We start from the raw sequence: 10,908 nt of genomic DNA on the forward strand, positions 1-10,908 counted from the left end.
GGGTTTGCTGTGTTCGAGAATGGCGAGTATCCTGCAGTCCCTCATCCAGAATCGAGAAATGGTTGGGTGGGAGTGACTGCCACATGCGGGGCATATTGTAGCGGGTACAAGTGTCGCTTCTTGTAGTCAGACGGCAGAAGCTTGGTTAGAATCTGCGTCACCCGCTCGCTTGTGTGCGGTCGGGAAGGGTCTTTGAGGGGGCACCATGCTGAAAGCAGGACAGGCAGCTCCGATGTTCGTCCTCCCCGATGCGGATATGGAACTCGTCGATATCGCCCAGTTTCAGGGCAAGAGCAATATCATTCTCTTTTTCTATCCGAGAGATGACGCACCGTGCTGTACGCTGCAGGCGACTGATTTCTCCGATCATGAGGACGAATTCGCGCGACTGGACTGCCTGATCATTGGCATCAGCCGCGATGACTGCATCAAACACGCAGAGTTCCGGGACAAGCATGGTATTTCCGTGTGTCTCCTTTCGGATGCCGAGGGTTCGGCGTGCAAACAGTACGGTGTCTGGCAGGCGAAAGAAGTGAATGGAGTCAAGAAACACGGCATCGTTCGCTCGACTTTTGTCATCGACAAACAAGGCGTTCTCCGTTTTGCGTCCTACGGAGTGAACGCCAAAGGCCATGCGCTTGAAATGCTGCGCACGGTTAAGGAACTCAAGAAATGAACATGCAAGTTGCAAAGAATATGGTGGTTACCCTGGACTATAACGTGACCGATGTCGACGGGCAGTTGGTGGATGCGGGTCAGGAGCCTCTGGTCTATTTGCACGGCGGCTACGACGACATTTTCCCGATGATCGAAGAAGCCATGCACGGCAAGCGGATTGGCGAGTCGGTGGTGGTCAAGATGCAGCCCGACGACGCCTTCGGTGAATACGATGCTGAGCTTGTCCAACTCGAGTCGCGCAGTCAGTTTCCCCAGGAACTGCAGGTAGGCATGCAGTTTGAAGGGGTGCCGGAGGGTGTCGATGACGAAGATGAGGACGATGAAGTGCTGATTTACCGGGTGACCGAAATCGCCGACGACAAGGTCGTTCTCGATGCCAATCATCCCTTGGCCGGCATGGCACTGGTGTTCACCTGTACCGTCACCGCCGTTCGCCCGGCGACTGCCGAGGAAATCAGCCACGGGCATACGCACGACGACAGTTGCGAGGACGAGGAATGACCGTCCTGCGGGGGGGTACCCAGGGCGCTTTCCGCTAGCTGGCCGTTTTCGCCGGCGGGGGGGGTGCCGGCCGGGCCGGTCATCCACACCTCGGGTCTAGCGCAGCAGCTTGCCGGTGCGATTGAGGATGGTGATGTCGACGAAGCGCGAGCCGGCGTGCCGCTTTGGCGAAAAGCTGATGAAGACGCCACCGGCGTCATAGTTCTTGAGCGCTTCAAGGGTGTCGCGCAGCTTCTTGCGCGTCGGGTTGGGTCCGGTACGGCGAAGTGCTTCGCCGAGCACCATGGCACCCAGGTAACCTTCCACGAAGGTATGGTTGAGCGTCACGTCACGGGGTTTGAACTTCGCGAAGTTGTTCTGGATTTCCCGGATCAGCGGAACGGTTTGACTGTTCGGATCCGGAACGACTTGCGTCAGTGCCAATCCCTCCGCCTTGTCGGCGCCAATTCGCTGTACGATCTGGGCCGCATCGGTGGTCGAAAGGGCGACATATTGGGCGAGATTTCCTGCCTCGCGTGACTGTTTCAGGAACTCGGCGCTGGCCGCGGTATTGGCAATCAGGATCACTGCCTGCGGTTTGGCGGCGGCAATGATCTTGACGGCAGCGCCGACCTCGGTCGTATTTTTCGCGTAGGCGCCCTTGGCGGCCAGGGTGCCGCCGGCGTTCTTGATCGCCTGCTCAGCGCTCTGCAGCACGCCCTGGCCGAAGGCATCGTCCTGATAGAGGATGGCAAAGCGGGTGTAACCGGTGGTGATGTACTGGTCGGTGATCTTTTCGATTTCTTCTGCGTAGCTGGCACGGGTCATGAACAGAAACGGGTCGTTCCTGCGCACCAGCGATTCGGTTCCGGTGCGCACGGCAACCAGAGGAATGCCGGCTTCACTGAGGATCTTCTGGTCGAGAATGGCCTCGACGTTGCCCGTGCCGACGAAGCCGATGAACGCCAGAGGTTGCGATTCCTTGAGCATCTCGCGGGCTAGCCGAACCGTCTCCTCGCTTTTGTAGCCGTCATCCTTCGAGAGCAGTCGAATCCTGGCTCCGTGGATGCCGCCTTCGGCGTTGATCGCGTCGAAGTAGAGTTGTGCCCCGGCTCGCATGTGTGTTCCTGTGGGCGCCAGAGGGCCGCTGAATGCGGCAACCTGGCCGATGACGATTTGGGCAGCACTGGGCAGCGCCATGGCGAACAAGATGATCGCCAGGGTCGCGCGAACGAAGGAGATCAGCGGCATGGGTCCAGTCCTCCTGATGCAGTTAAGCATGCCGAGTGTAGGACTTGCTGGCGCTGCTGTCGACGGTCTTGTTCGCTGCGGCAGTCAGCGCCGGCGGTAGGGATGGACCTCGAAGCGGAAGAGCTGCGGCAACTCGTCGTCGATGATGACTTTTACCCAGCCCATGACCGGGTAGCCAAAGGTTTCCAGGCGAGTGAAGTTGGTCATCGGCAGCTTCGTCTTCGGATGGCGCAGTGGCTGGTCGATGCGCTGCCAGTGTGTGTCGCCGTGCACCAGCAGAACCTGACCAGAAAAAGCCAGGGTTTCCGTGCTCAGGGTCTCCAGCAGATTCCGGTAACCGGCGTGCGTCAGGCCGGCCGCGTGATGCTTGAAGCCTGGGTTGGCCTGCATGACGATGACCATGCCGGCCGCCTGTTCGCGCCGTGCAACGGCAAATCCCTGTCGGAGCCAGTCGATGAGCACGGGATTGCGCGCCAGATATTCGTCGCTGGGCGTGCTCCCCAGGCCGAAATGGTTGTTCGGACCGGGAACGTTGAGCGACAGGAACAGCACCGGGCCAAGACGCCAGCGCAGGTGCTCGGGGGTATTAGCCTGTTGTTCGACCAGCAGCGTCTGCCTTCCCAGCGTGCGCGGTTCTGAGAAAAACAGCTCGCGCAGCTTCTGCAGCCGCTCAAGCGGGTCGAAGTGGCCGGCAGCCAATTGCCGGCAGTCGGTCCATTCGTTGTCGCCGACGACGTAGAGCAGCGGCACTCGTGACGCAGCGAAGAGCGTGCGCCGGTCGAGGAACACCTCGTCGCTGCAGATCGTCCGGCTATCCTTGAAGTCGCCAGCATGGATGATCAAGCCGGGGTGCTCGTCGGCGATATCGTCGAGCATGCGCGGTAGTTCGCTGCGCTCGTAAGCGTTATACGGGGTATCGCCGATCACTGCGAAACGCCAGGTTTCGGCGTGTACCGAACCGGCAAACCACAGGCCGGCAAGCAGCAATGCGTACGCGCGGAGAGTCATCAAAGCAGCGATTTGAGTTCGTAGAGGGCGTCGAGCGCCTCGCGGGGGGTCAGTCGATCAGGATCGAGCGAACGTAACCGCTCGATGGCCGGAGGGGTGGGGAGGGGCTCCTGCGCTTCTGCGGCATCGGCCAGTGCCGTGGCAAAGAGATCGGGTTGCAGGGGATTGATCGAAGCCCGTTGCTCGAACTCGCGCAACTGTCGCCGGGCTGCTTTCACGACCGCAGAGGGAATGCCCGCCAGTGCGGCGACCTGAATCCCGTAACTCTGGTTGGCCGGGCCTTCCTCGACGGCGTGCAGAAAGACGATGCGCTCGCCGTGCTCGATGGCGTCCAGATGCACATTGGCCAGGTCCGGGTACTCGTTCGCCAACAGCGTCAGCTCGAAATAATGGGTCGCGAACAGCGTCAGGCAACGATTTTTTTCGAGCAGATGGCGACAGATGGCAAAGGCCAGCGCCATGCCGTCGAAGGTCGAGGTGCCACGTCCGACTTCGTCCATCAGCACCAGGCTGTTTTCGGTGGCGTGATGCAGGATGGCTGCCGATTCGGTCATTTCGACCATGAACGTCGAGCGCCCGGCGGCGAGGTCATCGGCGGCGCCGATGCGCGTGAAGATCTGGTCGAGCGGGCCGATAACCGCGCGGGTTGCCGGCACGTAGCTGCCGACATGTGCGAGCAGGGCGATCAGCGCGGTCTGGCGCATGTAGGTCGATTTGCCGCCCATATTCGGGCCGGTGATCAGCAACAGTCGCCGCTCGTCGCCAAGGCGCGTCTCATTGGCAATGAAGCTGCCGCTGCCATCGAGCTGATCTTCGACGACCGGGTGCCGACCGCCTTCGATCAGCAGCCCTGGCTCGGATGAAAACAAGGGTCGGCAGTAGTTGCGCTTTTGTGCGGTATCGGCGAATCCGCTCAGGAGGTCGAGGCCGGCAACTGCCTGGGCGATCTGCTGCAACTGCGGCAGATCGCCTTGCAGGGTGGCGAGAATGCCTTCGTAGAGCAGCTTTTCACGTGCCAGGCCGCGCTCCTGCGCCGACAGGGCCTTGTCCTCGAAGGCCTTGAGTTCCGGTGTCAGGTAGCGTTCGGCGTTTTTCAGGGTTTGCCGGCGGCGATAATCGTCGGGCACTCTGGAGGCATTGGCGTGGCTGACTTCAATGTAGAAGCCGTGCACACGGTTGTACTCGACCTTCAGGTTGCTGATGCCCGTGCGCTCGCGTTCACGCGCCTCGAGTTCGACCAGAAAAGTGCCGCAGTGGTCATTGAGGGCGCGCAGTTCGTCGAGATCGGCGTCGAAGCCGTGGGCGATGACCCCACCGTCGCGGATCAGCGCGGCTGGTTCAGGCAGGATGGCGCGACTCAGGAGGTCAAGGGCGGCGTCCGGAGTGGCCAGCTGCGCATGCAGTTCGACAAGGAGCGGGGCTGCCGCGGTGTTCGGAGCCATTGCTGCCAGCGGCGCGCGCAGTTCACGCAGGCGCTGCAAACTGTCGCGCAAGCCCGACAGATCGCGTGGGCGGGCGCTGCAGAGCGCGATCCTGCCGGCGATACGTTCGATGTCGGCAAAGCCGCGCAACGCTCGCCGCAACTCGTGCAGCGTACGGCCACCGTCGTCGAGCAGCATCGCTACCGCTGCGTGGCGCGCGGATGGAATGGTCGGGTCTCGCCAGGGATGGTGCAGCGCATGTCGCAGCAGGCGCGCGCCCATGGCGGTGATGCAGTTGTCGAGCAGGCTGCAGAGCGTCGGCGCCGGTTGGCCACGCAAGGTTTCAGTGAGTTCGAGATTGCGTCGCGTCGCCGTGTCTAGTCCGAGGAAACTGGCGTCGCGTTCGACGATCAGCGCCCGCAGGTGTGGCAGGGCGCGCGTCTGGGTGGCCTTCGCATAGCGCAACAGGGCGCCGGCAGCGGCAATGGCCGGGCGCAGAGCGTCGGCACCGAAACCGGCGAGCGAGCGGGTGGCAAAATGCGTACAGAGTTCGCGGCTAGCGGTTTGGGCGTCGAAATGCCAGTCCGGCTGACGCCTCACCGCCACTTCGGGAGTGACGGTCGTGAAAGCCAGTCCGAAGCTTTCCGGCACGATGATCTCGGCGGGACGGACGCGTTCAAGCGTGGCGGCAAGCTTGCCGGGCGCGACTTCGCAGACACGGAAGTCGCCACTCGCAAGGTTGATCCAGGCCAGGCCGGCAAGTTGCTTGCTGGCGCACAAGGCGAGCAACAGCGTGTCGCGCTTCTCGTCGAGCAAGGCCGCGTCGGTCAGGGTGCCAGGCGTGACGATGCGTGTCACCGCGCGCTCGACCGGCCCCTTGCTGGTCGCCGGATCGCCGATCTGCTCGCAGATCACGACGGATTCACCGAGCCTGACCAGCTTCGCCAGATATTGTTCGACGGCGTGGTAGGGTACCCCGGCCATCTTGATCGGCTGTCCTGCCGACTGGCCGCGTGTCGTCAGCGTAATGTCCAGCAGCCGCGCCGCTTTTTCCGCGTCGTCGAAGAACAGTTCGTAAAAGTCGCCCATCCGGTAAAACAACAGGATGCCAGGATGTTCGGCCTTGATGCGCAGGTACTGCTGCATCATCGGGGTATGCCCCGTTACATCGCCTTCTCTTGCGTCTTTATTTTTCGGCATATGCCAGTCAAGCCGTTGATTTGTCTTGTAACATCGGTCATGTTTCCGATGCCTGAAGGTTCAACTACGTTGTTCTACACACACCTACACTTGGCTTTTCAGTGTAGGTTTTTTGGTGTATTTTCGAGAACCTATACTGCCGCATTGGCAAACTGAGAAACCTATACTGAAAGGGCGCCATGGGGTTCGATGCGAGGGCAATCAAGCTGCTGCAGCCAGGTCAACATCTTACCAGCACGGAGACCCCTGGTCTTCGTGTAGAAGCGTACGCTGACCGAAAGACTTGGACGTACCGGTATCGCAGTCCGCTCGACCAAAAGCTGCGACAGGTAAAGATTGGCACCTGGCCAGTCATGTCAGTTCACGCTGCTGTCGTCGCTTGGGAGCGACTGCGCGATCTGCGCGATTCCGGCAGGGATCCGGCCGTCGAGGCGAAAGCAGAGAGGGAACGATCTCGCCGCGCAATTGCTGAGGCGGTCGCCGCGTCCACTCCGTGCTACACGGTGGCGCAGGTCTGTGATGACTACTGGCAAGGCCATGTCTTGCCGTTTCGGGCGAAGAAGGGTGCTACCGAAGTCAGGCGCATGTTCGACAAGATGCTCGGCGATACGGCTGGCTTGGCCGCCAAGGACATCTCGCGTGCCGAGGCGTTCGATCTGATCAAGGGCTATGCCGAGACAGCACCGGTGCAGGCGGGAAGACGAAGAGCGCCCGCCACGAGAACGCTACCGATCTGCGCGTGCCTCTGTTTGGCCGGGCCTTGGAAGTGGTGATGCGCAGGAAGGATCGATACGGCGACGGGCCTTTGTTCCCGGCGCGAACCCTCGATGGCAAGGTCCGAGCAGTCGAGCAGAAGACGATTCAGTCGACGGTCTACTTTCATCAGCCATACAGCACCACCAGACCCGAAGCTGAACGGGCACGCCTCCCTGTATCTCACTGGGCCCCACACGATCTGAGACGAACAGCCCGCACCTTGCTGGCCTCGATGGGGTGTCCTGACGCAGTTGGTGAATCGATCCTTGGGCACATGCTTCCCGGAGTGTTGGGGGTCTACAACAAGCACGCCTACGACGCTGAGCGAGTGGAATGACTCAGGCGGCTTTCTGATCACCTGGAGCATCTTGCAACTTCCGGGTAGCGGGACGCGGCTTCTTTGCTCCCGTGTTTGGCGGCGGCGGCAAGTCCGAAGCCGGTCGTGATTCTGCCCATTCCTCTATTTCCCGCAAAAGCCACCCGACGCGCCGCCCTGATAGTAGTCGCGGTTGTGGGAAATGTTCTGGCCCAAGTCGAACCATGGCCTGTACGGTCGATTCAGACAGGGTGAGCAGCTCCGCTACGGTTGAAAGCTCGACGAAAATCTGCTTTACCGACACGGAACGGGTCCTGTTCATGACTCTGACCTCGCAGTGCACATGGCTAGTCGCGGAGATGGCCGTTTTCGACCGCGAGGTTGTTCAGGCTGCGCCAGTCGCTGCCGGCCTCGACGAACGCCAGTCGTATCCATGTCTTCCACTGCAGGCGCGGAACGCGATGCATCGGGCCGCCAGCCGGATCGCCAGGAAGCGGCATGCGATCGAGGACGGTCCCGACCGCCTGCAGCCGATGCTTCTCCGGCTCGTACAGGAACGGTGGCACCTTCTCGACGTGGCGGGCCACCATCAGGAAGCGTTTGCGGCTCTGCGCCAAACTCCCAATCTCGCCGCAGTCGTGCGTTGTCTCGGCCACGGCGTAACCGTAGCTGTGCAGCAGGTCGCCGATCTGGTCGAGCAGATGCCTGCCTCGGCTGGCGATACGCGGAACGTTCTCGAAAACGATCAGATCTGGAGGATCGTCCGAGAAGGCCTCGAGCATCAGCCAGACGCCTCGCAGCGTTAGCCCGTTGAGAGCCTGATACCTTGCTGTCTTGCTCTTGCCTTCGGCCAGCAATCCGGAGAAGCCCTTGCAGGGCGCAGACAGGAAAACAATGTGGGGCTGCTCGTTTCCGGCGGCGCGCTGGATGTCCTGCGGCGTGGCCTCGCGCCAGTCTGCCGGTGGCGGCGCACCGTGGAAAGCGGCGTACTGATCACGGTCGAACAGGTCGAGGACGGTGCCGGGCACGCCGGTCAGGCGCTGGAAGTCGCGGATGGCCGCCGCGTCGACGTCGACGCCTCCGATACAGCGGAACTGGCCGACCATGTTGGCCACGCGCGGCGTGGCCTTGTTGAACCCTTTGGCGCCGCCGCCGAGACCGCAGAATAGATGAAAGTGGCGGATCTCGCGTACGTCGTCCTGGAAAAATGTGAAGGCGTCGCGCTTCATCTCGATACCTCATTGTTTAAAGCGACTTCTGCGTTCGGCGTCATTGCGCGCACTTGCTCGCCGTATCCAGCCCCTTCCTTCGCGGCGATGTAGACCATCGCAGGCACGTGTGCCGCGATTCTCCGCAGCCTGTCGTTTTCGCGCTCCAATTCGCGGCACAGTTCCACCAGCGGTCTGTGCTCCGGCCCCAAATCGAACCCGGCGTCGAGTGTGGCGCCGAGAGCAGCGCCCGTGCGTGGCGTGTCGGTCATCTTTTTTCCTCGCGGCGGGTTTCGCCTCGCGCTCTGCCGACGCTCGGCTGGCAGTGTCCCGCAGTTGCCTGTGATGGGCGATCGTGCTGCTGGCAGGCCCTCACCTAGTATTCGTACATCTCCGTCCACGGGACGTGCCGCAAGCGGCCCGCCCGTGACGATGGCGTTATGCGGCTTGCACTCCGCGTATGCGCTACCGGGTTGCCCCGGCTCGTTGCTGCCTGTGCAGGCGTTCCTGTGGTCGGTAGCGTGCGGGCATCGCTTGTTGCCGCAGGTCTGGCATAACACCATCCGCTGCGCTTCGGCTGGAATGAAAAGCCCAGGCGCAATCTCGGCGCCTTCGTTCCTGTCTCGCAGGCATTGCCGGCATTGGCATTGTTCGTTCATGTCTCATCCTTTCCGTCGCGGCCTAACGAATAAGGATAGATCGTGCGAAGCCACGATCTGATCCGTTTGTTGGACGAGCCCGGGCCGGAGCGCTGAGCGCCCCTCTGCAAATATCTTTTCTGGATTTACCCGGGAAGCATGAATTCCGGAGTGCCGAGAACAGGAAATCCCGGTTTGCTGCTGCCCAGGCGGCAATGGTTTCGCGAATCCGGAGGGTTTTAGGCTCCGGGTTCTCAATTCCGGGCGGGCGCATCGCTCAGCTTGGGGAAACTGAAGTCCCGAACGCGGCCGGACAGCGCTGAGGTCTCGGCTTACATGGTCAGAGGGCGACCGCGGCGAGCGGCGCGATGGTGATGACTGCGGGCGATGTCGAGCGAATTCGCGTCCTGACGATCGCCATCACGGCGCCACAGCAGGGGCAAAGCATCGCTGGCCGCTCCTTGCGCGGCGGCGTGAAGCGGCTGGGATCGAACTTGAGCAAGAGATGCAGCAAGGCGATCAGGCGCTTGGAATTGGCGTGCAGGAAGCCGAAATTGCGAGCGCGGCGAAACCCCTTGGGCAGGACATGCTGGAGAATCAACCAGAGGAAATCGGCAGCCGTGAGCGAGCGCTTTTCCTGTTTGCCGGTTTGAGCATTGCGATAGCGGAAGCTCACCTGGCCATTCTCGCAGGCGAGAATGTCGTCTTCGCGGATGACGCCGCGGTAGAGGTAACGACCGAGGTAGATCAGGGCCTTCTCGCCGCTGCCGACCGATTTGCAGTGCGCCACCCATTCCCGCGGATAGCGCACCGGCAGAGGAATGCCGGCTGCCTCGATCGCTGCCAGCATCTTGGCCCGGAAGACCTTGGCCAGCGCCTTCTCGTTGAACAGATAGGTGCCGTTCTTGCCGCGCCGCTTGCATCGCCAGCGCCGCCGTCCCGCATCGACCGCCGCTGCGGGAACGACGAGATGGACATGCGGGTGGAAGTCGAGACGGCGCGAATGCGTGTGCAGTACCGCGATCGCCCCCGGGGTTCCCTGCAACTGCCGGTCGTTCTGACTGAAACGCAGCACTGTTTCCCAGGCACATCTCATCATGGAATCGAGGACGATGTCGGCGTGAGCCAGAGCGAGCCCGCGTAATTCGGCCGGGAGCGTGAAGGTCAGCAGAAAGTAGTCGGCCGGGACGAGCCGCTGCATCTGACGTTCCAGCCATTCCTGGCTCTCGTGGTGCTGGCAGTGCGGGCAAAGGCGATGGCCGCAGGAATGCGGAACGAGGTGGTGGTGGGCACAGTCACTGCATTGAACCTGCATCATCGGACTGTCAGGGCTGCGGCAGTGCTCGATCGCCGACAGCGCCTGCACCTGGTCAAAGCTCAGCCGGGGACGGAATTGCGCGAGGAAGTCGGCTCCGAATTCGGCGATGATGGCAGCGAGACGGATCATCGGGGCGCCCCCTTGGCCAGGCAATAGCGGTCCATCAGCGCGTTGATGCGGTCAATGGCGTGGGGCTTGGTTTGATCCGTCAGATGGGTGTAGCGGGCGGTCGTGAGGATCGAGTGATGGCCGAGATTCTTCTGGACTTCGATGAGGTCAACACCGGCCTCGATCAGGTGCGTGGCATAGCTGTGCCGAAGGCTGTGGGGCGAAATGTTTTTTTAGTCCACACGATTCGACGACTGCCCGCAGGGCATTCTGAACGCCGCCGCGGTCGAGAGGAGTGCTGGCGGCATGTGCGCCCGGCAAGCCGCCGCGGCGATTGGGAAACAGCAGGACGGGATTACGGTGGCGCTGCCAGAACCCGCGCAGGAGTCGGTCGGTGGCCGTCGGCAACGGCACTAGGCGGTCCTTGTTGCCTTGGGCATCGCGGATATGCACCCGCGCGCGTGCGCCGTCGATGTCGGCGACCGTCAGCCGCAACCCTTCGCCAAGGCGCAGGCCGAGACTGTAG

General features: G+C 61.9%; 11 protein-coding genes and 1 pseudogene. 3 read left to right on the plus strand and 9 right to left on the minus strand.

The annotated features are described in order from the left end of the window. Positions 1-205: 205 nt before the first annotated feature. Positions 206-676, plus strand: coding sequence for a peroxiredoxin (locus CAPSK01_RS09165; RefSeq protein WP_034925608.1), 471 nt, complete (start codon positions 206-208; stop codon positions 674-676). After that, entirely contained in the window at positions 673-1,179 is a 507-nt protein-coding gene (locus tag CAPSK01_RS09170; RefSeq protein ID WP_034925611.1) for a peptidylprolyl isomerase, read from the plus strand. The genes CAPSK01_RS09165 and CAPSK01_RS09170 overlap by 4 nt, the downstream gene beginning before the upstream one ends. Positions 1,180-1,275: 96 nt before the next feature. On the opposite strand, the gene CAPSK01_RS09175 is transcribed toward CAPSK01_RS09170, so the two are convergent. The 3 genes from CAPSK01_RS09175 to mutS form a co-directional block, all read right to left on the minus strand. Next, a complete protein-coding gene (locus CAPSK01_RS09175; RefSeq protein WP_034925614.1) occupies positions 1,276-2,409 on the minus strand; it encodes an ABC transporter substrate-binding protein in 1,134 nt (377 codons plus the stop codon). An 84-nt stretch (positions 2,410-2,493) separates the two neighbouring features. After that, complete coding sequence (locus CAPSK01_RS09180) at positions 2,494-3,417, minus strand: metallophosphoesterase (protein WP_273703405.1); 924 nt, start codon at positions 3,415-3,417, stop codon at positions 2,494-2,496. Then, the gene (mutS, locus tag CAPSK01_RS09185) at positions 3,417-6,038 is read right to left on the minus strand and encodes a DNA mismatch repair protein MutS (RefSeq protein ID WP_034925616.1); all 2,622 of its coding nucleotides are present in this window, start codon (positions 6,036-6,038) and stop codon (positions 3,417-3,419) included. Before mutS ends, CAPSK01_RS09180 begins: the two co-directional genes overlap by 1 nt. 179 nt (positions 6,039-6,217) lie before the next feature. Between mutS and CAPSK01_RS24330 the strand changes: the two genes are divergently transcribed. Then, positions 6,218-6,811, plus strand: coding sequence for an Arm DNA-binding domain-containing protein (locus CAPSK01_RS24330; protein WP_337958564.1), 594 nt, complete (start codon positions 6,218-6,220; stop codon positions 6,809-6,811). A gap of 321 nt (positions 6,812-7,132) precedes the next feature. Here the strand turns inward: CAPSK01_RS24330 and CAPSK01_RS22495 are convergent, their stop codons facing one another. From CAPSK01_RS22495 to CAPSK01_RS09210, 6 genes and pseudogenes are all read right to left on the minus strand, one after another. Further along, on the minus strand, positions 7,133-7,432 hold the full coding sequence (locus CAPSK01_RS22495) for an AlpA family phage regulatory protein (protein ID WP_273703406.1): 300 nt from the start codon (positions 7,430-7,432) through the stop codon (positions 7,133-7,135). Between the two features lie 28 nt (positions 7,433-7,460). Continuing rightward, positions 7,461-8,339 (minus strand): annotated as a pseudogene (locus tag CAPSK01_RS09195) (DNA cytosine methyltransferase); the annotation flags it as partial. Continuing rightward, entirely contained in the window at positions 8,336-8,590 is a 255-nt protein-coding gene (locus CAPSK01_RS09200; protein WP_034925619.1) for a hypothetical protein, read from the minus strand. The gene CAPSK01_RS09200 and the pseudogene CAPSK01_RS09195, both read right to left, overlap by 4 nt. A gap of 706 nt (positions 8,591-9,296) precedes the next feature. Beyond that, a complete protein-coding gene (locus CAPSK01_RS09205) occupies positions 9,297-10,403 on the minus strand; it encodes an IS91 family transposase (protein ID WP_034925621.1) in 1,107 nt (368 codons plus the stop codon). Beyond that, the gene (locus CAPSK01_RS22500) at positions 10,400-10,609 is read right to left on the minus strand and encodes a tyrosine-type recombinase/integrase (protein WP_337958568.1); all 210 of its coding nucleotides are present in this window, start codon (positions 10,607-10,609) and stop codon (positions 10,400-10,402) included. Before CAPSK01_RS22500 ends, CAPSK01_RS09205 begins: the two co-directional genes overlap by 4 nt. Then, the coding region (locus CAPSK01_RS09210; RefSeq protein WP_273703407.1) for a tyrosine-type recombinase/integrase at positions 10,551-10,908 on the minus strand (358 nt) is incomplete at its 5' end. The genes CAPSK01_RS22500 and CAPSK01_RS09210, both read right to left, overlap by 59 nt.

The sequence above is a fragment of the Candidatus Accumulibacter vicinus genome (assembly GCF_000584955.1).
In the GTDB taxonomy this organism is placed as follows: Bacteria; Pseudomonadota; Gammaproteobacteria; order Burkholderiales; family Rhodocyclaceae; genus Accumulibacter; species Accumulibacter vicinus.